The organism is Oxalobacter paraformigenes (assembly GCF_000158475.2).
GTDB classification, from domain to species: domain Bacteria; phylum Pseudomonadota; class Gammaproteobacteria; order Burkholderiales; family Burkholderiaceae_D; genus Oxalobacter; species Oxalobacter paraformigenes.
Map to the genome: position 1 here is coordinate 595,912 of NZ_KI392030.1, position 25,201 is coordinate 621,112.

At 50.0% G+C, this 25,201-nt stretch carries 15 protein-coding genes, 3 tRNA genes and 3 rRNA genes; 9 read left to right on the forward strand and 12 right to left on the reverse strand.

What is annotated here, in order from left to right; genetic code table 11:
- Window positions 1–380 precede the first annotated feature (380 nt).
- From OFAG_RS02860 to rrf, 5 genes are all read left to right on the forward strand, one after another.
- A 16S ribosomal RNA gene (locus OFAG_RS02860) occupies window positions 381–1,911 on the forward strand.
- Window positions 1,912–2,008: 97 nt separating this feature from the next.
- Window positions 2,009–2,085 (forward strand) — tRNA-Ile (locus OFAG_RS02865).
- Window positions 2,086–2,093: 8 nt separating this feature from the next.
- Window positions 2,094–2,169: transfer RNA gene (locus OFAG_RS02870), tRNA-Ala, on the forward strand.
- A gap of 262 nt (window positions 2,170–2,431) precedes the next feature.
- Window positions 2,432–5,310: ribosomal RNA gene (locus tag OFAG_RS02875) — 23S ribosomal RNA — on the forward strand.
- Between the two features lie 112 nt (window positions 5,311–5,422).
- Window positions 5,423–5,535: ribosomal RNA gene (gene rrf, locus OFAG_RS02880) — 5S ribosomal RNA — on the forward strand.
- The 16S, 23S and 5S rRNA genes sit together here with 2 tRNA genes alongside, the layout of an rRNA operon.
- Window positions 5,536–5,656: 121 nt before the next feature.
- Here the strand turns inward: rrf and OFAG_RS02885 are convergent.
- Both OFAG_RS02885 and OFAG_RS02890 read right to left on the reverse strand, forming a co-directional pair.
- Window positions 5,657–6,415 (reverse strand): spermine/spermidine synthase domain-containing protein, encoded by a 759-nt coding sequence (locus OFAG_RS02885; RefSeq protein ID WP_020994778.1) that lies wholly within the window; start codon window positions 6,413–6,415, stop codon window positions 5,657–5,659.
- 18 nt (window positions 6,416–6,433) lie between these two features.
- Window positions 6,434–7,390, reverse strand: a complete 957-nt coding sequence (locus OFAG_RS02890) for a pseudouridine synthase (RefSeq protein ID WP_005878874.1) — start codon at window positions 7,388–7,390, stop codon at window positions 6,434–6,436.
- Window positions 7,391–7,609: 219 nt separating this feature from the next.
- On the opposite strand from OFAG_RS02890, the gene OFAG_RS02895 reads away from it, so the two are divergent.
- Entirely contained in the window at window positions 7,610–8,869 is a 1,260-nt protein-coding gene (locus tag OFAG_RS02895; protein ID WP_005878876.1) for a 6-phosphofructokinase, read from the forward strand.
- Window positions 8,870–9,046: 177 nt separating this feature from the next.
- Window positions 9,047–9,391, forward strand: a complete 345-nt coding sequence (locus tag OFAG_RS02900; RefSeq protein WP_147617729.1) for a hypothetical protein — start codon at window positions 9,047–9,049, stop codon at window positions 9,389–9,391.
- Window positions 9,392–9,823: 432 nt separating this feature from the next.
- Here OFAG_RS02900 and OFAG_RS02905 read toward each other — a convergent pair.
- From OFAG_RS02905 to OFAG_RS02930, 6 genes are all read right to left on the reverse strand, one after another.
- A tRNA-His gene (locus OFAG_RS02905) sits at window positions 9,824–9,899 on the reverse strand.
- A gap of 81 nt (window positions 9,900–9,980) precedes the next feature.
- Window positions 9,981–11,285: a TolC family outer membrane protein gene (locus tag OFAG_RS02910; RefSeq protein WP_005878878.1), complete on the reverse strand. Its 1,305-nt coding sequence runs from the start codon at window positions 11,283–11,285 to the stop codon at window positions 9,981–9,983.
- A gap of 40 nt (window positions 11,286–11,325) precedes the next feature.
- A complete protein-coding gene (locus OFAG_RS02915; RefSeq protein WP_005878880.1) occupies window positions 11,326–11,979 on the reverse strand; it encodes a protein-L-isoaspartate O-methyltransferase family protein in 654 nt (217 codons plus the stop codon).
- Window positions 11,980–12,123: 144 nt separating this feature from the next.
- Entirely contained in the window at window positions 12,124–13,497 is a 1,374-nt protein-coding gene (locus tag OFAG_RS02920) for a TolC family protein (protein WP_005878882.1), read from the reverse strand.
- Window positions 13,488–15,428 (reverse strand): MacB family efflux pump subunit, encoded by a 1,941-nt coding sequence (locus OFAG_RS02925; RefSeq protein ID WP_005878884.1) that lies wholly within the window; start codon window positions 15,426–15,428, stop codon window positions 13,488–13,490. Before OFAG_RS02925 ends, OFAG_RS02920 begins: the two co-directional genes overlap by 10 nt.
- A gap of 3 nt (window positions 15,429–15,431) precedes the next feature.
- Complete coding sequence (locus OFAG_RS02930) at window positions 15,432–16,649, reverse strand: efflux RND transporter periplasmic adaptor subunit (RefSeq protein ID WP_005878886.1); 1,218 nt, start codon at window positions 16,647–16,649, stop codon at window positions 15,432–15,434.
- A 482-nt stretch (window positions 16,650–17,131) separates the two neighbouring features.
- On the opposite strand from OFAG_RS02930, the gene OFAG_RS02935 reads away from it, so the two are divergent.
- A complete protein-coding gene (locus OFAG_RS02935; RefSeq protein WP_005878888.1) occupies window positions 17,132–17,962 on the forward strand; it encodes an undecaprenyl-diphosphate phosphatase in 831 nt (276 codons plus the stop codon).
- Between the two features lie 35 nt (window positions 17,963–17,997).
- Window positions 17,998–19,842: a DNA helicase RecQ gene (gene recQ / locus OFAG_RS02940; RefSeq protein ID WP_005878890.1), complete on the forward strand. Its 1,845-nt coding sequence runs from the start codon at window positions 17,998–18,000 to the stop codon at window positions 19,840–19,842.
- Here recQ and OFAG_RS02945 read toward each other — a convergent pair.
- The 4 genes from OFAG_RS02945 to ilvN form a co-directional block, all read right to left on the reverse strand.
- Window positions 19,823–20,776, reverse strand: coding sequence for a hypothetical protein (locus OFAG_RS02945; protein WP_020994781.1), 954 nt, complete (start codon window positions 20,774–20,776; stop codon window positions 19,823–19,825). The genes recQ and OFAG_RS02945 overlap by 20 nt on opposite strands.
- Window positions 20,777–20,840: 64 nt before the next feature.
- Entirely contained in the window at window positions 20,841–23,519 is a 2,679-nt protein-coding gene (mutS, locus tag OFAG_RS02950) for a DNA mismatch repair protein MutS (RefSeq protein WP_005878893.1), read from the reverse strand.
- Window positions 23,520–23,655: 136 nt separating this feature from the next.
- A complete protein-coding gene (gene ilvC, locus OFAG_RS02955) occupies window positions 23,656–24,672 on the reverse strand; it encodes a ketol-acid reductoisomerase (protein WP_005878895.1) in 1,017 nt (338 codons plus the stop codon).
- 36 nt (window positions 24,673–24,708) lie between these two features.
- Window positions 24,709–25,200, reverse strand: a complete 492-nt coding sequence (gene ilvN / locus OFAG_RS02960; RefSeq protein WP_005878896.1) for an acetolactate synthase small subunit — start codon at window positions 25,198–25,200, stop codon at window positions 24,709–24,711.
- Window position 25,201 lies beyond the last annotated feature (1 nt).

Consider the following 25,201-nt stretch of genomic DNA (forward strand, 5'->3'; position numbering starts at 1 on the left):
TCTTGACATGTTGAGTGATAGGGGTAGATAATTTTGTTTCTCTGCTTTACGGTGGTTTGTAGGTAGCTGTTAGAGGAGAGGAGAGGTCAGGTTTTTTGGAGGTTTTGTAAAATAAATCAAAAAAAGGCTTGACAGGTGATAAAAAGAGGTACATAATTTCGTTTCTCTGCTGATGATAAACAAAACGCTTTATCGGAGAGTGGAGGGGTGGTAAGACGAAGCGATCTTTAAAAAAGAACAGATGATAAGTGTGGACGTTTGTTGAGAGGTAAAAAAGAAACAAACGTTCGCAAGAGAAAGTAAGGACTTCGAAAGAAGAACCTTGTCAGTATTTTGAGGACAGATTGATACAGAAATGTATTGCAATCGAAACAGAGATTGAACTGAAGAGTTTGATCCTGGCTCAGATTGAACGCTGGCGGCATGCTTTACACATGCAAGTCGAACGGCAGCATGGGGGCAACCCTGATGGCGAGTGGCGAACGGGTGAGTAATATATCGGAACGTACCCAGGAGTGGGGGACAACCAGTCGAAAGATTGGCTAATACCGCATACGATCTACGGATGAAAGTGGGGGACCTTCGGGCCTCACGCTCGTGGAGCGGCCGATAGCTGATTAGCTAGTTGGTGGGGTAAAGGCCTACCAAGGCGATGATCAGTAGCTGGTCTGAGAGGACGATCAGCCACACTGGGACTGAGACACGGCCCAGACTCCTACGGGAGGCAGCAGTGGGGAATTTTGGACAATGGGGGGAACCCTGATCCAGCAATGCCGCGTGAGTGAAGAAGGCCTTCGGGTTGTAAAGCTCTTTTGTCAGGGAAGAAAAGGACTGGGCTAATACCCTGGTTTCATGACGGTACCTGAAGAATAAGCACCGGCTAACTACGTGCCAGCAGCCGCGGTAATACGTAGGGTGCGAGCGTTAATCGGAATTACTGGGCGTAAAGCGTGCGCAGGCGGTTGTGTAAGACAGATGTGAAATGCCCGGGCTTAACCTGGGAATTGCATTTGTGACTGCACGGCTAGAGTGTGTCAGAGGGGGGTAGAATTCCACGTGTAGCAGTGAAATGCGTAGATATGTGGAGGAATACCGATGGCGAAGGCAGCCCCCTGGGATAACACTGACGCTCATGCACGAAAGCGTGGGGAGCAAACAGGATTAGATACCCTGGTAGTCCACGCCCTAAACGATGTCGACTAGTTGTTGGGTCTTAATTGACTTAGTAACGCAGCTAACGCGTGAAGTCGACCGCCTGGGGAGTACGGTCGCAAGATTAAAACTCAAAGGAATTGACGGGGACCCGCACAAGCGGTGGATGATGTGGATTAATTCGATGCAACGCGAAAAACCTTACCTACCCTTGACATGTCAGGAACCCTGAAGAGATTCGGGGGTGCTCGAAAGAGAACCTGAACACAGGTGCTGCATGGCTGTCGTCAGCTCGTGTCGTGAGATGTTGGGTTAAGTCCCGCAACGAGCGCAACCCTTGTCATTAGTTGCTACGAAAGGGCACTCTAATGAAACTGCCGGTGACAAACCGGAGGAAGGTGGGGATGACGTCAAGTCCTCATGGCCCTTATGGGTAGGGCTTCACACGTCATACAATGGTGCATACAGAGGGTTGCCAACCCGCGAGGGGGAGCTAATCCCAGAAAGTGCATCGTAGTCCGGATTGGAGTCTGCAACTCGACTCCATGAAGTTGGAATCGCTAGTAATCGCGGATCAGCATGTCGCGGTGAATACGTTCCCGGGTCTTGTACACACCGCCCGTCACACCATGGGAGCGGGTTTTACCAGAAGTAGGTAGCTTAACCGCAAGGAGGGCGCTTACCACGGTAGGATTCGTGACTGGGGTGAAGTCGTAACAAGGTAGCCGTATCGGAAGGTGCGGCTGGATCACCTCCTTTCTAGAGAATCCTCAAGACAAGCGTTCACACTTATCATCTGTTGTTTATAAAGGACATTAGGACGGTATAGGCGGAAAGCTGGGATACTGATCCAAAAGGGTCTGTAGCTCAGTTGGTTAGAGCACCGTGTTGATAACGCGGGGGTCGTTGGTTCGAGACCAACCAGACCCACCATGTGAAATGGGGGTTTAGCTCAGCTGGGAGAGCACCTGCTTTGCAAGCAGGGGGTCGTCGGTTCGATCCCGTCAACCTCCACCAAAAAAGCCAAATCCAAGCGCTTGAAGAGAGCGTTTTGATTTGGTCTTTTAGAGGCCGAAGTAACAAAAGTTCTTTAACAATCTGGAAAAAAGCAAGAAGTAAAACCAATAATCTGAAAAAGAAGCCGAAGATTATTGGATGGGTAGTGATTGTAATCAGAAGTATAAGAAGTGATCTCAAGAAATAAAAGCGATTGCTTTGGATACGGCAACGTAAACTCAACTGTATAACCGGATTCTCGCAAGAGAAGTCAAAGTTATAGAGACAAGCGACTAAGTGCACAGGGTGGATGCCTTGGCGATTACAGGCGATGAAGGACGTAGAAGCTTGCGATAAGCTGCGGGGAGTTGGCAAACAAACATTGATCCGCAGATTTCCGAATGGGGAAACCCGACCTTAGGGTCATCAATAACTGAATCCATAGGTTATTGAAGCGAACGTAGTGAACTGAAACATCTAAGTAACTACAGGAAAAGAAATCAACCGAGATTCCCAAAGTAGTGGCGAGCGAAATGGGAAGAGCCTGCAAGAGATAGTGAGATGAGATAGTGGAACATTCTGGAAAGGATGACGAAACAGGGTGATAGTCCCGTACACGAAATCCATCTTACAGGACTGGGCTTGCGACAAGTAGGGCGGGACACGAGAAATCCTGTCTGAAGATGGGGGGACCATCCTCCAAGGCTAAATACTCGTAATCGACCGATAGTGAACCAGTACCGTGAGGGAAAGGCGAAAAGAACCCCGGGAGGGGAGTGAAATAGAACCTGAAACCGTGTGCATACAAACAGTAGGAGCCCGTGCTTGCATGGGTGACTGCGTACCTTTTGTATAATGGGTCAGCGACTTACATTCAGTGGCGAGGTTAACCGAATAGGGGAGCCGAAGAGAAATCGAGTCCGAACAGGGCGACAGTCGCTGGGTGTAGACCCGAAACCAAGTGATCTACTCATGGCCAGGATGAAGGTGCGGTAACACGCACTGGAGGTCCGAACCCACTAACGTTGAAAAGTTAGGGGATGAGCTGTGGGTAGGGGTGAAAGGCTAAACAAACTTGGAGATAGCTGGTTCTCTCCGAAAGCTATTTAGGTAGTGCCTCAAGTATCACCACTAGGGGTAGAGCACTGTTATGGCTAGGGGGTCATCGCGACTTACCAAACCATTGCAAACTCCGAATACTAGTGAGTGCGAGCTTGGGAGACAGACGCCGGGTGCTAACGTCCGACGTCAAGAGGGAAACAACCCAGACCGCCAGCTAAGGTCCCAAAGATTGGCTAAGTGGAAAACGAAGTGGGAAGGCTAAAACAGTCAGGAGGTTGGCTTAGAAGCAGCCATCCTTTAAAGAAAGCGTAATAGCTCACTGATCGAGTCGTCCTGCGCGGAAGATGTAACGGGGCTAAGCCAGTCACCGAAGCTGCGGATATCCTCTAGGGGATATGGTAGGAGAGCGTTCTGTAAGCCTGAGAAGGTGTGTTGAGAAGCATGCTGGAGGTATCAGAAGTGCGAATGCTGACATGAGTAGCGATAATGGGGGTGAAAAGCCCCCACGCCGTAAGCCCAAGGTTTCCTGTTCAACGTTCATCGGAGCAGGGTGAGTCGGCCCCTAAGGCGAGGCAGAGATGCGTAGCTGATGGGAAGCAGGTTAATATTCCTGCACCGTCGTTAGATGCGATGGGGGGACGGATCGCGGAAAGTCGTCCGGGTGTTGGAAGTCCCGGTTCTTGATTCGAAGGAGGCTGCCAGGCAAATCCGGCAGCGTAATCCAAGGGATCGAGACGAGTGGCCTAGAGCCGCGAAGCGATTGGAAGTGGTTCCAAGAAAAGCCTCTAAGCTTCAGTCTAACGAGACCGTACCGCAAACCGACACAGGTGGGCGAGATGAGTATTCTAAGGCGCTTGAGAGAACTCGGGAGAAGGAACTCGGCAAATTGGTACCGTAACTTCGGGATAAGGTACGCCCTTGTAACTTGACTGGCCTGCGCCAGGAGGGTGAAGGGGTTGCAATAAAATGGTGGCTGCGACTGTTTAATAAAAACACAGCACTCTGCAAACACGAAAGTGGACGTATAGGGTGTGACGCCTGCCCGGTGCTGGAAGATTAAATGATGGGGTGAGAGCTCTTGATTGAAGTCCCAGTAAACGGCGGCCGTAACTATAACGGTCCTAAGGTAGCGAAATTCCTTGTCGGGTAAGTTCCGACCTGCACGAATGGCGTAACGATGGCCACACTGTCTCCTCCCGAGACTCAGCGAAGTTGAAATGGTTGTGATGATGCAATCTACCCGCGGCTAGACGGAAAGACCCCATGAACCTTTACTGTAGCTTTACATTGGACTTTGAACCAATCTGTGTAGGATAGGTGGGAGGCTTTGAAGCGTGAACGCTAGTTTGCGTGGAGCCGACCTTGAAATACCACCCTGGTTTGTTTGAGGTTCTAACCTTGGCCCGTTATCCGGGTTGGGGACAGTGTATGGTAGGCAGTTTGACTGGGGCGGTCTCCTCCAAAAGCGTAACGGAGGAGTTCGAAGGTACGCTAGGCACGGTCGGACATCGTGCTAATAGTGCAATGGCATAAGCGTGCTTAACTGCGAGACCGACAAGTCGAGCAGGTACGAAAGTAGGACATAGTGATCCGGTGGTTCTGTATGGAAGGGCCATCGCTCAACGGATAAAAGGTACTCTGGGGATAACAGGCTGATTCCTCCCAAGAGTTCATATCGACGGGGGAGTTTGGCACCTCGATGTCGGCTCATCACATCCTGGGGCTGTAGTCGGTCCCAAGGGTATGGCTGTTCGCCATTTAAAGTGGTACGTGAGCTGGGTTTAAAACGTCGTGAGACAGTTTGGTCCCTATCTGCCGTGGGCGTTGGAAGTTTGAGAGGGGCTGCTCCTAGTACGAGAGGACCGGAGTGGACGAACCTCTGGTGTACCGGTTGTCACGCCAGTGGCATTGCCGGGTAGCTAAGTTCGGGAAAGATAACCGCTGAAAGCATCTAAGCGGGAAACTTGCCTCAAGATAAGACTTCCCGGAGCTTAAAGCTCCCTGAAGAGTCGTTCGAGACCAGGACGTTGATAGGCTGGGTGTGGAAGCGCAGTAATGCGTTAAGCTAACCAGTACTAATTGCTCGTGAGGCTTGTCTCTATAACCTTGACAGGTTAAGAAGAGTTGTTGCCAGAAGACATGATCTGCACAAAACTTTTTGCTCGATTCCAGATTGGGTTGCTCGTTGTTAACGAACAACCGACAAGTTATGCCTGATGACCATAGCAAGTTGGAACCACCCCTTCCCATCCCGAACAGGACCGTGAAACGACATTGCGCCGATGATAGTGCTGAAACCAGTGTGAAAGTAGGTTATCGTCAGGCAAATATCCCGAAAGCCCCTGACCCCTGGTCAGGGGCTTTTTCTTTTATGGCTTTCTCAGGCGTTCCTGATCTTTGAGGGGACGGCACGCTTTCCCATAACCAACGCGCCTTCACGCCATCTTCACTCCCCTCTCATCCAACCCTTCAAATACTCTATCCACAATCCCGATTTTAACCTGGTCTGTCTCTGGATGATTTTTGCCCGGCGATACAGCTCTTCGAAATCAACCACAGGTGATCTCTTGAAAGCAAGAACAACAACGTTTCCTCCATCAACTTCAGGAAGCCATATCACCCCATCAAAGCATCCCTCCATCTTGGCTATGCTTCTTGAACTATTTGAGGCGGCACCGAAAATGTTGACTGTCATCATCCCATCCGGTTTCAGGGCGTCAGCACAGCTTTGATAAAATTCCTTTGAATCGAAAACGGGTGCCGCCGCTTTTTCATCGTAGAGATCGACTTGTAAAACATCGATTTCATTTTTATGTTTTTTCGAGTCGATATATTCCATGGCGTCAGCTTGAAGAACTGACAGGCGGTCGTCGTCTTCCGGTAGATGAAAAGTACTTCTGCACACATTGATTACTTCCGGATTCAGTTCAATGGCAGTTACTTTGGCGTCTGCAAAATGGTGATAGCTGAATTTGGTCAATGCGGCGCTCCCCAGGCCTAGTTGCACAATGTGGGAAGGTTTATCGTTGAAAAGCATCCAGATCATCATTTGCTGGACATAATCCAGTACGATTTCATTAGGTTTGCCCAGACGCATGGCACCTTGTATCCAGTCTGTGCCCAAATGAAGGAATAAAACGCCTTTGAATTCTGTAAGGGTAACGTCTGGAAGATTTTCAATTTGGGAAAGAGCTTTTTTTTTCATCGGTAAAAGGGTATGGGTTCAGTCGGTCTTCACCGGGACACTTTTAGGATCGAGCGAATGCCGGCTTTCGAAAAATCGGGTTTCGCCTGTAACGGGATCGATAAAACTGATGGATTTGGCAACCAGTTGCAAAGGATGTCTGTATTCTTCTGTTTGCATTTCTTGCGTTACTGCTTCGGGAAAATGGTCCGGATAGATCCGGTCGTTCAGGATAGGAATGCCGAGGGAACACATCTGGACACGAAGTTGATGTTTTCGACCGGTGACCGGCTTGAGACGGTAATGTCCCCATTCCCCCAGTTGCTGTAACAGCCTGATTTCTGTTTCGGCATTAGGTTTGCCTGAAACAGTTTGCATGCGCATGAAGGAGTCGCCTTGCACGAGTCTGCTTTTGTATCTTAAGGGAAACGAAAGATCATCACGATAGGGAGCGATCGCTTCGTAATGTTTGGAGACGAGGTTTTCTCTGAAAAGACGCTGGTACAAATTGCGGCCTTCCGGTTTCGTTGAAAAAAGTACCAGTCCGGCTGTTTCGCGGTCAATCCTGTGGACAGGCGTTAAACTATCGATTCCCAGTTTCTGTTTGAGACGGACTAAAAGAGTTTCCCTGACGTATTTGCCGGAAGGCGTAACAGGGAGAAAATGGGGTTTGTCGGCAACGACAAGCCATTCATCCTGGTACAGTACCGTTTCCTGGAAAGGGTTTTTCCATTCGTTGGGAAGGTAACGATAGTAGTAGAGTTTTTGATTTCCGCGATAGGAATTGCACGGTAAAACAGGCTTACCTGTGGAATCCAGTACTTCCCCTTCAGCCATCCGTTCACTCCATTCCTCTTTTGTAAAAACCGGAAAACGTTCTGACAGGAAATCCTCATATGTTTTCCAGGGGCCATCCGGCAATGAAACCTGGCTGGCGCTGACGCCATTTTTGGTCGGTATCGTGATTTTTTTTAAGTGTCGTCTGCCCGAATTCATTAGGATTGAAAGTTGGAAAGTACTTCCCCGCTCAAGGAAGGTCATTGCAGGAAAAAGAAAAATTTTAAATCATTTTTCAGGGTTCATTTCCATTCTGATCCATAAAGCTGAAATATCGGGGTATTCTGATGACAACAGGTCGGATTGTTCATCATTTATCTTCTTTTATGCCAGAATGAGAAAGATTATATTTCGCTTTAATTGAGGGAAAGGTCTGTCATGAACGTAAAAAATGCTTTTTATGCGCAATCCGGTGGAGTGACGGCCGTGATTAATGCGTCAGCCTGCGGTGTGATTGAAACGGCCAGGAAGCATTCTGACCGGATCGGCAATGTGTTTGCCGGCAGAAACGGTATCGTTGGTGCGCTTACCGAGGAACTGGTCGATACGAACCGGGAAACCCGGGAAGATATCGCCGCTTTGCGGTATACCCCGGGCGGCGCTTTCGGCTCATGCCGGTACAAGCTGGCCGATCCGGAGAAGGATCGGCGTGAATTCGAGCGTCTTCTGGAAATATTCAGGGCGCATGATATCGGTTATTTTTTTTACAATGGCGGAGGCGATTCAGCAGACACCTGTTACAAGATTTCCCGGTTCTCGTCATTGATGGGATATCCCATTCAAGCGATTCATGTTCCGAAAACCATCGATAATGATCTCCCGCTGACGGACTGTTGCCCGGGATTTGGTTCGGTTGCGAAATACATTGCCGTTTCGACGATTGAGGCATCCTTTGATGTCAGGTCGATGTGCAGGACATCCACGCGTGTGTTTGTTCTGGAAGTCATGGGACGCCATGCAGGATGGATTGCCGCGGCAGGGGGTCTTGCGGAAGATTACGGTATCCCCGTTGTGGTCCTGTTTCCTGAAGTCGCCTTTGATGAAAAACGTTTTCTGGCGAAAGTTGAAGAGAACGTGACCCGGTTCGGGTATTGTACGGTCGTTGTGTCGGAAGGATGCCGTTATCCGGACGGAAAATTTCTGGCCGATCAGGGTGCCAGAGACGCCTTCGGCCACGCCCATCTTGGCGGTGCGGCTCCTGTCGTTGCCAATATGATTCATGAAAAATTCGCTTATCCTTTTCATTGGGCTGTTGCCAACTACTTGCAACGTTCGGCACGTCATATTGCCTCTGCCATTGATGTGGAACAGGCATATGAATTGGGGGCGGCTGCAGTCGAACTGGCTCTTGAAGGCAGAAATGCTGTTATGCCGACAATAGAGCGGCTCTCTGATGAGCCTTATCGTTACAAAATCGGAGTGGCCGATCTGAAAGACGTGGCCAATGTTGAAAAGTTCATGCCCAGGAGTTTTATCCGTGAAGATGGGTACGGTGTTACGGAAGAGTGTAAAAGATATTTGTATCCCTTGATGCAGGGCGAAAATTACCCTCCTTACCAAAAAGGCCTGCCTGAGTACGTTACGTTGCAAAACAGGTTGGTACCACGGAAACTGGGCCCTTTTTACAAATCCATATAAAAGACGAAAATATTCGGAAATAGATAAGCTTTTCACCCTTATTGAAAAAGGAATGTGTCGAATCCTGATGGCTATGGAAAGAATTATTCGTGTCGGTTTCGGCTGAAGCCGGTTTTATGGTGATACCCGGTTTTTGGGGAAGCTTATCGGCCAATAAGGCGTTACGGAGGCACGTTCTTGGATGCAAGCGCCGTTTTTCAATCAGCTGCCAGTATGATGCTTTTGCCAAAATCGGCCTTGCTTCAAAGAAGTTTCCAAAGCGTTTGGCGTAAAGATAGCCGTTACTTCTTTCAGGAGGGATTGGAACAGTGGAACCGCATGTTTTTGGGCGAAATAGCGCTGGCCTGTGCAGAAATTCCAAAGAATTACGCTTATGTTCAGATTGCATGCGCGCATTCTGAAATTCTCAAAACGAAAAATTACTCGTTCACCCGCAATGAGGTGATGCACCACCGCGCTGTTTTCTTTTGGTGTAGTTACGGTCAGTGTCGGGATATCTGGCTGATGCGGAACTGTGCCTGACAGATCCCCGGAAAAGGAGATGGGTGAGGTTGTCGAGTGATGAAGTCGATTTTCGCCTGACTTGGGCTGGGTGTGATCGTCATCGTTACCGCTATTCTGGCATGGGCGCTTCTCACCGTGCTGATCGGTGTTTGTGCTGGAAGCGCAATGCCATGCCCATATCGGCCATTTGCGGGATGTGTCCCCTTCGCAACTCTCGGGTGGCGAACAGGACGTGCTGCCATTGCGGGAGTATTGATCAACTCACCCAAAATTCCGGTGGAAGATGAACCCGCCGGCGATCTGGATTAACCTATTTGCTTCATCCAGTCAGGCCGTTTGGAGGAAATCACCCATCCGGCATTGACGAAAGAAGACCTGATGTTCTGGTCGGGAGCATGAATTCGGGTTACAGAAAAAGCCCGGATAATTCATCCGGGCTTTTTTATGTTCTGGGGTGGACGATGGGGCTCGAACCCACGACAACAGGAATCACAATCCTGGACTCTACCAACTGAGCTACGTCCACCATTGCCTGAAATATTTTAACGTACCGAACATTCCAAGGAATTTGAAATTATACGAAATCCTGAAAGAGGTGACAAGATACTTATTTCTGCAAAAGCATATTGACCCGTTTCAGGTCATCTTCATTCAGTGTTCCGGCAGCCTGTTTCAGTCTCAATCCATTGATAATGGTGTTGTTGCGTGCCTGGGTCAGATCGCGCCGTGTCATGAACACCTGTTGTTCCGCATTCAATACGTCGATATTGATCCGGACACCTACTTCATAACCCAGTTTGTTGGATTCAAGCGAAGAAAGGCTGGCACGTTCAGCCGCTTCAAGCGCTTTGACCTGTGACAGTCCGCTGTTGACGCCGAGATAAGACTGGCGGGCCAGTTGCGCGGCGCTTCTCCTTGACGCTTCCAGATCGCTGCGGGCCTTGTCTTCCAGCGCGACCGATTCCCTGACTCGGCTGGTTACGCCAAAACCCGAAAAAATCGGAATGTTCCACTGCACGCCGACCATTTTCGAGGTATTGAAACTTTGCACTCCATTATTGGTGTCGATCAGGTACTGGTCGTGGTCGGTATGGTTGTAGGACGCGACCAGATCGACAGTCGGATAATGCCCGGCCTTGTTGATTTCAATATTCCGTCTGGCCATTTCCCGTGAAAGCCGATACTGAACGACCTGATAATTCTGGTTTTCGGCAGAACTGACCCAGCTTGTCATGATATTCGGTTCCGGTGCACTCAGCTGGACTCCTTTTTTCAGGGGATCGAGGAGGCCAGGGGGATGCCCGATGATCTGCTCCAGCGCCGTGCGTCTGACTTCCAGATCGTTAAGTGCGGCGATTTCATCCGATTCAGCCAGATTGTAACGGGCTTCAGCTTCGTGCGTATCGGTAATGGTCACGGTTCCGACTTCAAAACTGCGCCTGGCCAGTTCAAGCTGCTGGGCGACAGCCGCTTTCTGGGATTGGGCGAAAGTCAGTACATCCTGCGCAGTCAGAACATCGAAGTAAGCTTGGGCTACCCGCATCATCAGATCCTGTTGTGCCTGTGCGAATTGCGCTTCGCTGATGGAAACTTCCAGCTTGCTGTTGGCATAATTCTGGAAGTTCGCCCAATTGAATATCGGCTGGGTTAACGCAATAGTGTATTTGTTCTCCGTATAGTCCAGATTTTCAAGGTCATTGCGGCCGTAACTGCCGGAAGCGTTCAGATTGGGCAACAATCTGGACAGCCCCTGGGTACTTTTTTCTTGTCCAGCCATCAATGCCGCTCTCGCGCTGGCATACTGGGGATCGTTTGCAAGCGCTTCCATGTAGGTTTGCATGAGATCAGCGGCAAATACATGGGCTGTAAAAAAATAACCGGCAATAATGGCTATGACAGAGCGATAGTGCATGCTTACTCCAGATTAAATCGGACAAAGATTACAAGCCTGTTCAAAAACAAAAGTGAGAACGATAAAGCTGCTCTTTCAGAGGTTTTACGGATGTTTCAAATAATATCTTGATATTCAGATCAACTGCTGAGTTTTTTTGTAATAAAAGAGCCTGAACGAACGAGTCCCGTTTGTAAAAAACGGCCATCCTTCCATGAATGGCCAGCCGGTCCTTGAAAATTTCGGGAATGGCTGAAACGGCACCGGAAAAAACAATAACATCGAAGAGCCGGTCAGGAGCGTACCGTGCAATGGAAAAACCGTTTTCGCATAAAACCCGGGCATTTCGGATACCGTAACGGGCCAGATTGCTTTCCGCCAATTCTTTGAGTGCGGGTTCAAGTTCGACCGTTGTAACGTGCCGGGCATTATGAGCCATAAGAGCAGCCATATAACCCGATCCAGCTCCAATTTCCAGTACGGTGTCGGTTCCGGTTAAGGCGATTCCCTGCAAAACAAGCGCTTCGGTCAACGGCGTCAACATGTTCTGCCCGTATGGCAAGGGTATTTCCATCTCGGCATAAGCGTAATGGCGGCAGGAAACCGGTACGAAATCCTCACGTCTGACGGCATCGAGAGTATCGAAAACACTCTGAAGATGAACGCCGCCAGCACGGATCTGGTTTTCAATCATGTTTGCACGCGCGTTACGCATGGAGGACCTGACTTTTAAAACGGTTTATGAACACGAAACATTTTAGCAAATGCTGTCTGACAGGCGCGGCTGTTTGTATCGATTGGAACAAACTTCCTTTCTTTTTTATTCTCGCGCAATAGCGGATGTGGCTTTCCGGTACCGTTAGTCAGGAAGATTTTTTCCAGAAGAAGTGCCGTCCAGTTTTGCGCCCAGTGCCTTGTAAATGGCATTTTCATAATTGATGGTGTTGTATTTGGCTTCCAGCAGGGAGAGAAGCGTCTGGTTTTCCGTACATCTCGCATCCAGCCAGTCTTTCAGCTCGTCAGCGCCAGCTTCATAACGCATCTGGTTATAGAGACTGATTTTGGCATCGGTGTCATATTTGCGGTTAATATTTTCAAGCAATGAAAGCGATTTCCGGTAAGAGTAGTAGTAAGTGTCCACTTCGTTCAAAGCCGTGTTGACAGCAGAGGTCAGGTTCAGTTTTGCATTTTCGAAGTCTGCTTCGGATATCCTGATGTTCCACCTTATCTTGTTCCATTGGAGGAACGGCAGATTGATCTGTACGGCGCCGGCAAGGAAGGGTACATTAAACAGGGTACTGGACTTGTCCGAGGAGAGACTCAGGGTGCTTCCTATGGAAATGCTTGGATAGACACTGGCCTTGACTGATTCCCAATCAAGAAACGCCGACTGGATCCGGTATTCTGCGGCCTTTACATCCGGACGGAGGCCAAGAGCCGCGACAGGCACATTCAAATCCACGTTTGTCAGCGGAACCGAAAGGATATCCTCAAATATAATGTCCAGCTTGTCTTCGGGTTTCAGGTTCAGCAGATTGCGCAGGGTTTGCTCGATCGTTTTGCGGTTCGTCTCCAGATTCATCAGGCTGTTTTGTGAAGACAGCAATGACTTTTCTGCTGTTAGCGGTTCGAGCGCATCCACTTTGCCGGCAAGGTATTTATTGTTGATGATTTGCAGGAGCCGGGTATAAAAATCGATGTTCTGTTCGGTAATCCGGATAGCCTGGTTGAGATAAACCAGGTGAAAATAGCTGTCAACAACGTTATTGATCAGAGCCAGTCTCACGGTTTCCAGATCCTGCTGTGTCGCCTTGTATTCCCATTCCTGTGCTGACGCGGCACTGCTCAGCTTGCGCCACAAATCCAGTTCGTAACTGACACCGAGTTGTGTCGCATAGTTGTGAACAGTTTCCCCGGCCTTGGTATTGGTCGTTGTGGACGCGCCGCCGGAACCGGAAAATTCGGGTACCAGATTTTCGCCGAGCAGGTTGGCTTCGTAAAGCGCTCTGTTGACTGTGATGGCGCTTCTTTTCAGATCCGTGTTATTGGCCAGCGCCAGTTCGACGGTACGATTCAGATTCGGATTGCCATAAGCCTTCCACCATTCGTAATCGACACGATAATCGGCTGCGATGGTTTGCGGCGCGATCAGTCCGGTATCGGGAATGACAGCAGTCTGTGTGGCGCAGCCCGCAATGGCCAGGCACAAGAGAGCGCAGGAAATCAATCGCATAAGGCATCCACCGGATTGAGGCGAGAGGCGTTACGGGCCGGTATGTAACCGAAAATGACGCCTATCAGGGTTGAACAGGCCAGAGCAAGAAAAATGGATGCGGCCGAATACGACAGGGTAAAGGTCTTGACGAACAGGCTGAAAAAAAGTCCGATTCCAAAAGCGAACAGAACACCGATGAAACCGCCGATAATGCAGATCAGGACAGCCTCAATCAGGAATTGTTGCAAGACGCTGCTTCTTCGGGCGCCGACGGCCATCCGTATGCCGATTTCGCGTGTCCGTTCAGTCACTGAAACAAGCATGATATTCATGACGCCGATTCCCCCTACCACCAGCGAAATCAGGGCGATACAGGAAATCAGCAGGCGCATGGTTCCTGTCGTGCTTTCAATTGTCTGGCGGATGCTGTCTGTATTGACGGTGAAAAAGTCTTCCTTGCCGTGCTTGACGGTGAGAAAACGGATAATATTCTTTTCCGCTGCAGTCATGCTGACATCGTCTTTTACCTTAACGGTGATGGAAGAAATGTTCCGGTCGCCCGTGATGCGGTTCATGACAGCAGTGTATGGAGACCACATGGTCAAGGTATCGGACGGCCCGAAGTTGGCGTTCTGTTTTTCCGAGATGCCGATGATTTTCAATGGCTGCCGGTTGAAGATGATGGTGCTGCCGACAATGTCGCCCCCGTTCGGAAACAGCTTGTTTTTGGTATTCTGGTCGATAACGACAACAGCGCTTCCCTTTTTGACGTCTTCACGGTTGAAGAAACGGCCTTCTTCAGATTTAAGTCCTTTTACATCGAAGTATTGTTCGCCTACGCCTTGCAATTGCGCGGTAACCGATATGTTTTGCCATGTCAGGGTTCCTGACGAACTGACTGCCGGCGTGGCGCTGTCCACGTAACTTTGCCGGGCCAGCAAATCCGAATCGTGTACCGTCAGGGTTTTGTATTTGCTGGAATTCCGGTCACCGAAACCGTGACCCGGCATGATGACGATCGTATTGGTTCCCATCGAATTGATGTCGGCAAGGATTTTTTCCTGGGAACCTTTTCCGAGAGCGACGACGGAAACAACCGATGCGATACCGATGATAATACCGAGCATGGTCAGGACAGAGCGCATTTTGTGAGCCTTGATTGCCTGGATGGACATTTTGAACGCTTCGGTGAACTGGTCCTTGAGATACGCAAACGAATTGCGGTTGTCGTCTTTCGGATGATAGTCCTGTGCGCTGTTTTTGTTCGGTTTTTTCCGTTCGTCCGAAATAATGACGCCATCCTTGATTTCGATGATGCGGTTGGCGTAGTTGGCGACGTTTTTGTCATGCGTCACCAGAATAATGGTATGCCCCTGATCGTTGAGTGTCTTGAGAATGGCCATGACATTCTCGCCGCTTTTGGAGTCAAGTGCGCCGGTTGGTTCATCGGCGAGAATGATGTCGCCGCCATTCATTAAGGCACGCGCGATACTGACACGCTGTTGTTGACCGCCTGACAGTTCGGACGGCAAATGGTCTATGCGGTTGCCAAGGTCGAGATTGGAGAGCAGCGCTTCCGCTCTTGTCTGGCGTTCCTGATGTTTCAATCCCGAATAAATGGCAGGCAGTTCGACATTTTCTTCGGCGTTCAGGGTCGAAAGCAGGTTGTAGCGCTGAAAGATGAAGCCGAGATACTGGCTGCGCAAGGTAGCGAGCTGATCGGGTGTCATGCCCGCTACGTTTTCGCCGGCAATTTTGTAATTGCCTGAACTTGCGGTGTCCAGACAGCCGAGAATATTCATCAGGGTGGATTTCCCGGAACCGGACTGGCCGATAATGGCGACAAAGTCGCCTGCTTCGATATCCAGATTCACGTCTTTCAGAACGCGGACCTGATTGTCGCCGGTTCCATAAACTTTGTTGATTCCACGCAATTCGATGATATTCATGGCTTAAATCCTCGGTCTGCGCATTCTGGACGTTTCTCCGACCTGTTCTCCCTTGCTGACTTCGGATGAAATGACCAGTTCACCTTCAGAGAGTCCCGACCTGATTTCCGTGAAAACTCCATCGGAAATGCCGACTTCGACATTGCGTCTTTCCACCTTGTTTTTGTCGGTCAGTACGCGGACGGCGTGTTTTCCCTGACGTGAGGTAACAGTAATACTCGGTACGATCAGGACGTTTTCGGCGGAAGAGACATGGATGGTATTCTGGGTCATCATCCCGATGCGGAGTTTCCCGTCCGGATTGTCCACATAAGCGCGACCGTAATAATAAACAGCCGCTGTGCTGGATGAACTGCCTGAAGAACCGGATGAACCGCTTTTGTCATAGCTGCCGTCTGTCAGTGTGGTCAGTCCCGGATCAATCGAATCCAGTTTGGCATGGAAAACCGTGTTCGGTTCCGAAAGAATGGTGTAGTCCACATCCATCCCCGGTTTTACCTTGGTAATATCGCCTTCGGAGATTTCAATGTCGATTTCCATATCGTTCAGATTGGCGATCTGAACGATCGTCGGAGTGGTCTGGTTGGCGTTGACGGTCTGGCCTTCTTCTACCGGGACGGACACAATGGTACCGTTCAGCGGTGCCCTGATTTTGGTATATCCCAAATTGGTTTCATCGGTGTTGATGGCGATCTGCGTCTGCCGGATCAGGGATTCCATTTCGTTGACGTTGGCGCGTGCGGTGGCATAGGCGTCGCGGGCGTTTTCAAGATTCTGTTGTGATGTCGAATTCGTTTTGATCAGGACGAGCTCGCGTTCGTACTGTTTTCGGGAAATATTCAGAATGATTTTCCGCGCTTCAAGCTGGGCCTTGTAATTGTCCAGTTTTGCCCTGTCTGTATTCAGGGTGTTTTCCTGGGTCTGCGAGTCAATTTCGGCAATCATCTCGCCCTGTTTGACTTCCTGACCCAAAACGACATACAGTTTTTTGATCTGGCCGGATACCTGCGCACCGACGCTGACCAGATTGACGGCTGCGACTTCGCCAGTCGCTTCAACAACCTGACTGATGTTGCCGGTTCTGACTTTTTCCGTCATATAGATGATGTCGTCATCGCGGGTAGCGAACCAGACGGAAAGGGAGGCGACAAGCAAAACGATAATAGCCGATACAGGGATCCATACTTTTGGATTTTTAAGCGTTTTTATTTTCTCGAGCATGTTTATAACCTGTTCTTGCCGCTTTTAACTTTTTGTTCAAGTCGCCGATGAATAAAAAACCATCCAGACTGTTCCACCGTTTGATTTGTGTTCGCAAGTATAGCGATTAACCTTGCGGAAAGCATGATATGAATTTAGTGTTTTTTGATTAGCGATGCACAGGATTGAACAACTTGTTACAAATGAAATAAAGTGAAATCTGTTGTTGAGTCCATTTTAAAAAACGGATGTTTTACCTGTTGATACCGTTGTGTTGGTAAAACGGATACGACAATAAAAAGTAAAAGGGGTAAAAAGCAGGGGGCGAAAACAAGTTTTTGCAAAGCATGTTTTGTGCGGCTTTCAGAAATAAATATTATTTATCGCTAGAGAATTTTTCGAGTATGATTGCGGGCAGTTGATCCTGCCTTTCAGGCGGATGCATAATCGGCCGGCTTACAGGGCGGTTTTGCTTTGAACATTTCACTCTTTGATTCGTTTTCATGGATTTTATTTTAGCGTTGAAAGCCCTCATCATGGGTATTGTTGAGGGTTGTACGGAATTTCTGCCTATTTCTTCAACCGGACATCTTATTCTGGCAGGCAGTCTGCTGGATTTTACCGGGGACAACGTCAAGGTTTTTTCGATTGCCATCCAGGCGGGGGCCATGCTGTCGGTTGTCTGGGTATATCGTCAAAAAATAGCCAGCGTAATCAGGGGAATGTTTACGAACGCCAAAGACCGGAAATTTGTCGTCAATCTGATCGTGGCTTTTCTGCCTGCGGCGATTCTCGGTGTTCTGTTCAGCCGCAAGATCCAGGATTTCCTTTTTTATCCGGTACCGGTTGCCGCCGCTTTTATCGCCGGTGGTTTGCTGATCATTTTTGTGGAGCGACGAAATGAAAAAAATCCGGTTGCACGGGTCGAGTCCGTGGACGACATGACCCTGATGGACGCATTCAAGGTCGGCTGTGCACAGGCTTTTGCCCTTATTCCGGGAACAAGCCGATCCGGGGCAACTATTATCGGAGGCATGCTTTTCGGTCTTTCGCGGAAAGCGGCCACCGAATTTTCGTTTTTTCTGGCTATGCCGACCCTGTTCGGCGCAGCGGTTTATTCTGTTTTCAAGGAAAGGGCCCTTCTCTCGGCAGCAGATGTCCCTCTCTTTACCATCGGTACTATCTCCGCCTTTGTCTCTGCCTTTTTATGCGTGCGCTGGCTTCTGCGCTATATCAGTTCGCATAATTTTATCCCGTTTGCCTGGTACCGGATCGCTTTCGGAATCTTTGTGCTGGTCAGCGCTCACTATGGCTGGGTTGTATGGGCGGAGTAGAATAAAACGTAGCGTTGCGTTTTCTATAATCCGACATGAACAGTAAAAAACCGAATCCGGCAATTCAATCCCGGGCACTTGAGATATTGCAGACGGTTTTCGGCTATCCTGTTTTCCGGGGACAGCAGGAAGAGATTATCGAACATGTCGCTTCAGGTCATGATGCCCTTATACTCATGCCGACCGGAGGCGGCAAATCGCTCTGTTATCAGATACCGGCCTTAATCCGTGACGGCGTGGGTATTGTCGTTTCCCCACTGATTGCATTGATGCAGGATCAGGTCGATGCGCTGGAGACAGCCGGGGTTCGCGCCGCTTATCTGAATTCCACCCAGTCTTATGAAGAGGCTTTTAGAGTGGAACGGGCGGTTCTTGAAAATGAACTCGATCTGGTTTATATCGCACCGGAAAGGCTGGTGACTTCGCGATGCCTGAACTGGTTGCAAAAGGCAAAGATCGCCCTGTTTGCTATTGATGAGGCGCATTGCGTTTCCCAGTGGGGCCATGATTTCCGCCCGGAGTATATCCAGCTGTCGATTCTGCATGAACATTTTCCCGATGTGCCACGTATAGCCCTGACGGCAACGGCTGACAGGCATACCCGGGATGAAATCGTCAGCCGTCTTAAACTTGACGATTCCCGGCAGTTCATCTCTTCGTTTGACCGCCCCAATATCCGTTACTGTATTGTCGAAAAGGAAAATCCCCGCCGGCAGCTTCTGGATTTCATTTTATCCGGCCATCGTGGCGATGCCGGTATCGTGTACTGTCTGTCACGTAGAAAAGTGGAAGAAACGGTTTCTTTTTTGACGGAACAGGGAATATCGGCTCTGCCTTATCATGCCGGTCTCGGGCATGCTGTACGGACTGAAAATCAGGCGCGGTTTTTAAGGGAAGATGGCATTGTCATGGTGGCGACCATTGCCTTCGGAATGGGAATAGACAAACCGGATGTCCGGTTTGTCGCACATCTGGATTTGCCAAAGAGCATGGAAGGGTATTATCAGGAAACGGGGCGCGCAGGCCGTGACGGAAATCCGGCAACGGCATGGATGGCGTATGGTTTGCAGGACGTTGTGCAGCAGCGACGCATGATTGATGAATCCGATGCGGATTTTGAACACCGGAAAATCCAGATCGGCAAGCTGGACGCGCTGCTTGGCTTTTGCGAATCGCTGACATGCAGACGCGTCCGTTTGCTGGAATATTTCGGCGAATCGTCTTCTCCATGCGGAAACTGCGATACCTGCCTGTCGCCGCCGGTTGCCAAAGACGGGACGAAGGATATGCAAAAACTGCTTTCTACGGTCTATCGGGTGGGACAGCGCTTTGGTGCTGTCCATGTCATCAACGTTTTGAGAGGCATCAGTTCGGAGCGGGTCTTGCAATGGAACCACAATCGTCTTTCTACCTTCGGTATCGGTGCAGAACAGAGTGAAGCGGAATGGCGTTCTGTCTTGAGACAGGCGATTGCGGCACAATATGTTTTTGTGGATAACGAAGAATACAATGCGTTGAAACTGACGGAAAAGGCCAGGCCTGTCCTGAAAGGCGAGTTGACCGTGTTATTGCGGCCTTATCTCAAGCCGGACAGAAGGCGTAAGACGAGATTGCTTCAGGCGGCTTCACAACCTGTTTTGCCTCAGCGGGAGCAAAAATTGTTTGAGCGGCTTAAATGGTGGCGTATGGAAATTGCACGGCAGCAGAACATGCCCGCTTACGTAATTTTTCAGGACGCCACTTTACGCGAAATCGCACTTGCCAAGCCTCTTACAGAAGAAGAGCTGCTGCAGATCTCCGGTATCGGAAACAAACGGCTTGCCATGTGGGGGAGCGAGATACTCAAGCTGGTTGATGAGTTTACTTCGTCTCCGGTCTAGTTTTTGGGTGGCCGCCTGATGTTTTCCTGAAAGCGGGTTTTGCCTTGAAAAGTGTTTGAGTAGCCGGATTGACATCAATACGCGTCCAGTCCGGGCGCAGGCCAAGTGTTCCAAGACGTCCTTTCCAGATAATTTCTGCCGGAGCGGAAGCGCCCTGTCCATGAATGAAAAGCACCCGTCCCGGATAGCGGGTGACAAGTGCATTCAGCTTTTGCCGGATTTCGTAAAAGCCGTCTCGCGGTGTCGGGTTGAGTCCGTTTGGGGCACTGTAAAAAAAAGGATTGCCGTCGCTAAACAGAACAATTCCTTTATAGCGATGGCGTGAGGCCAGTCTGAAAAGGCGGTCCAGCCAGTTTTTGTTGGCAATGGTTCTGTCTTCGAATTCAGCGTTTCTTCCGGCCGCCGTAATGTAGTGGTTGTTTTCGGCTGGCATGTGCAAAGTGGCGAAAAGAATCGCATTTTTTTGCCAGTAAGCGTTTTCGGGATAGTTTGAGAAACGGTTGCTTAGCGATTGTCGGGTCAATTCAAGCGTTTGCATGCCAAGCGAGTGCGCGTTTTCAAAAAAGATTTCTTTCAGCCTGATCAGTCTTTCGATAGCGAGAGAATCACCTTTGCTGTTTCGGCAGTTAACCCAGTCTCCTTCGGAAAGGGAAAGGATAACGGGTTTCTCGCTTGTATTGAAAAGGTTTTGCCTTTCAAAAAGCAGTTCGTCTCCGCATGATTCAGTCTTCGCTTTAATGCCATTAAGGACGACAAAAGCAGGCTTGGCATGCGCGATTTTTGCGAACGCTTTTTTTAGCCGGGTGTCGTTGTTTTCTGCAGGCTGTGCCATTGCCAGAAAATAAAAAGAACCCGTCGGTACGCCTTGAAGTGCGGCACTGGCGGAAGCGGACAGGGCAAGGAACAATACTGAACTGATAATCCATTTTTTCATGGCATCGGTATCGATGAAGAGTGAACCCGGAAAAGGGCACCTGAAAACCGGCAAATTCAAACGCTTATTCTTGCAGGGATTTTAATTGTTTTTTCAGCCGATACAAGGCATCGAGTGCATCCCTCGGAGAGAGGGAATCGGGATCCAGCTCATCAATTGACCGGACAAGCGGCAAATAAGGGGAATCGGGGGTGTTTCGCATGTCGTTTTCCGGTTCCGGTGGCGCATATGAAAACAGGTTGAGCTGATTCCGGTCGGGGATGAAATGAGATTCCAGCTCGGCCAGATGTTTTCTGGCGATTCGTATGACAGGATTCGGCACACCGGCCAGTTTCGCGACCTGAAGGCCATAACTTTGTGATGCCGGCCCCGGCTCCACGGAATGAAGAAAGACAATGCTGTCTTTGTGTTCGACAGCAGAAAGATGGACATTTGCCGCTGTCGGATACGTTTCCGGCAATTGCGTCAATTCAAAATAGTGGGTCGCAAAGAGCGTAAAACTTTGGTTGCTTTCGATCAGATGAGAGGCAATGGCCCAGGCCAGCGCCAGTCCGTCGAAGGTGGACGTGCCCCTTCCGATTTCATCCATCAGCACCAGTGATTGTTCGGTCGCGCCATTTAATATGGCTGCCGCTTCAGTCATTTCAACCATAAAGGTGGATCTTCCTCCAGCCAGATCGTCGGCAGCGCCTATACGGGTGAAAATACGGTCTATCGGGCCGATTACAGCCTGGTCGGCAGGCACAAAACTTCCCAGATACGCCAGTAATACAATCAGCGCAGTCTGTCTCATGTATGTGGATTTGCCGCCCATGTTTGGGCCGGTAATTAGCAGGAATTTTTTCTTGCCGGACAAGTCGCAGTTGTTGGCAATAAAGCGTTCTATTCTGTTTTCGATAACGGCATGACGACCCTGTACGATATGAATCACCGGTTCTTCTGCCAGTTCGGGTTTTGTCCAGCCCTGTTTTTCTGCGTGGAAAGCCAGTGCCGACAGAACATCCAGCCGGGCTGTATTTTGCGCAATCCGCTGTAAAGGGACGATATAATCGGTCAGATCCCGCAGCAATTGTTCGTAAAGCGTTTTTTCAAGTGCGAGGGCCCGTTCGCGGGCGGAAAGAACTTTGTCTTCAAATGCTTTGAGTTCGGGTGTAATGTAGCGTTCCGTATTCTTAAGGGTTTGCCTGCGCCGGTAATCATCCGGAACTTTCGAAATTTGTCCCTGTGTCACTTCGATATAGAAGCCGTGAACCCGGTTGTATTCGACACGCAAATTGCTAATCCCGGTACGGGTTCTTTCGCGTGTTTCAAGCTCGACCAGAAATTGCCCGGCATTTTCAGCCAGCGATCTCAATTCATCCAGTTCCGGACTGAAACCTTGGGCAATGACGCCGCCGTCGCGAACCATACCGGAAGGTTCTTCAGCAATGGCGTGCTCGAGTAAATCGAGACAGGAAGGCGGAATGGCGAGATTCCGGTGAATCTCGCCTAAGAGGGATGTTCCGTCTTCCATAACACACTGATCCAGATAGGAGCGAAGGCCGGGCAATTGCCGTAGTCCCGAACGCAGAGCGGCAAGGTCGCGGGGACGCGCGGAATAAAGCGCTATTCGGGATACGATCCGTTCAATGTCGGGAACGCTGGCAAGCGTATTGCGCAAACCTTCCATAACACAGGCGTCAAGCAATGCCGTTATCGTTGCATGGCGCGCGCGGGCCACAGTCTGATCCCGGCAGGCATGATGCAGCCAATGACGGAGAAGACGCGAACCCATGGCCGTTTTGCAATGATCCAGTTCGGAAAGCAGGGTGGGAGACTGGTGGTGGGCACTGTCGGAACGGATGGGTTCGGTCAGCTCCAGGTTGCGGCGTGTCATCGCATCCATCGTAATGTAATCGTCTTCCGATTCGACAGCCAGCGTCTTGATGTGCTGGAGATTTTGCGATTGGGTCGAATGCGCATACTTCAGTATGGCCCCAACCGCTCCCAGAGCCGGGTTCAGACCACTTGCTCCGAAACCGTCAAGTGAAATGACGTGAAGTTGTTCAAGCAGTTCCTTTTCACCGTTTTCCCGATCGAAATGCCATTCCGGAACAGTCACAACACGGGCTGCAAAACCGGCCAGCCAGCTTTTGTCGAAACCGTCGGGAATCAATATTTCCGCCGCACCGATTCTTTCAATTTCCTGCTGGAGCCGGCTTAACAGATTTTTTTCGTCGACAGCGACTTCAAGCAGTTTCAGAGAGCCGCTGGACAGGGATAGCCAGGTCATGCCCAGGGTCAATTGTTTCCGGTTTTTCCGGCAGTCAATAGCCAGAAGAGGACGGTCAACCTTTTCGGGCAGCAAATTCGAATCTGTCAGCGTTCCGGGGGTGACGATGCGTACCACTTTGCGTTCTACCGGGCCCTTACTGGTCGAGGGATCACCGATCTGTTCGCAAATGGCAACGGATTCACCAGTTGCGATAAGTTTGGCGAGATATTGATCCAGTGCGTGAAACGGAATACCCGCCATGGCCACATTTCTTCCTGTCGACGCTCTCTGGGTCAGAGTAATGCCAAGGATGCGGGAGGCAGTAACGGCATCATCGAAAAACAGTTCATAGAAATCGCCCATCCGGTACAAAAGCAGCATGTCGGGATGCTGCGCCTTGATGCGAAGATACTGCTGCATCATCGGCGTCTGGCGGGCAGTTTCAGGCGTTGCCTGAACGGAAGGGGAACGTTTTGATGGGGACGTCATACAGATTTGCGCATCGGTTTCGAAGTTATTATTAAAAGTTTATCCAGTACAAGTCTCCATTTTAATGCGCCTTTTGTTCGGGAAGCAAAAAAGAGCGCGATAAGCGCTCTTTTTCAGGGATTTTCATAAAAGAAAATCAGTTTTTGCTCTGGTCGACCAGTTTGTTTTTGGCAAGCCAGGGCATCATCGAACGCAGGCGGTTGCCAACCTGTTCGATTGGATGTTCGGCCGTCAGGCGACGGCGGGACAGCAGGGTCGGCGCACCGGCCTTGTTTTCCAGAATGAAGCTCTTGGCGTATTCACCTGTCTGAATGTCTTTCAGGGCCTGACGCATGGCATTCTTGCTCTGTTCGGTAACGACTTTCGGGCCGGTAACATATTCGCCGTATTCGGCATTGTTGGAAATGGAATAATTCATATTGGCAATGCCGCCTTCCTGAATCAGATCGACGATCAGTTTCAGTTCGTGGCAGCATTCAAAGTAAGCCATTTCAGGAGCGTAACCGGCTTCAACCAGCGTCTCGAACCCGGCCTTGATCAGTTCAACCGCGCCACCGCATAAAACAGCCTGTTCACCGAACAGATCCGTTTCGGTTTCTTCACGGAAAGTGGTCTGGATGATACCGGCACGGCCACCGCCGTTGGCCATCGCATAGGAAAGGGCGATATCGCGCGCCTGGCCGGATTTGTCCTGATAGACAGCAATCAGTTGTGGAACGCCGCCACCCTGAACATAGGTGCTGCGGACGGTATGGCCTGGCGCTTTCGGAGCGATCATGATAACGTCGAAATCCGCGCGAGGCACAACTTGTCCGTAGTGGACGTTAAAGCCATGCGCGAATGCCAGAACAGCGCCCTGTTTGGCAACGGGCGCAACACTTTCGTTATAGACTTCGGGAATGTTTTCATCAGGCAACAGCATCATGATGACGTCGGCATCCCTGACGGCATCTTTCACTTCTTTTACCTTCAGGCCGGCATTTTCGGCTTTTCCCCAGGAACTGCCGCCTTTACGGAGACCCACCGTTACATCCACACCGGAATCGTGGAGATTCAGTGCATGCGCATGACCCTGGGAGCCGTAGCCGATGATGGCTACTTTTTTTCCTTTAATTAAAGACAGATCACAGTCTTTATCGTAAAAAACATTCATTATGATTCCTAATCCAAATAATAAAAATACGACCGGTCAAACTTTCAGGATGCGTTCGCCACGTCCGATTCCGGAACCGCCGGAACGGACAGTTTCCAAAATGGCAGTCCGGTCAATTGATTCGATGAAAGCATCCAGTTTGGCTTTATCGCCGGTTAATTCAACAGTGTAGGCCCGATCGCTGACATCAATGATCCTGCCGCGGAAAATATCTGTCGTCCGCTTGATTTCCTCACGTTCCTTGCCGACGGCACGGATCTTGATCAGCATCATTTCGCGTTCGACAAAATAACCGTCGGTCAGATCGACTACCTTGACAACTTCAATGAGACGGTTCAGATGTTTGGTAATCTGCTCGATCACCGCTTCCGAACCGATGGTAACGACGGTCATGCGCGACAGGGTAGGATCTTCGGTCGGTGCGACATTCAGCGTTTCGATGTTGTAGCCGCGTGCGGCGAACAGGCCGACGACGCGGGCTAAGGCACCTGCCTCGTTTTCCAAAAGAACAGAAATAATGTGTCGCATG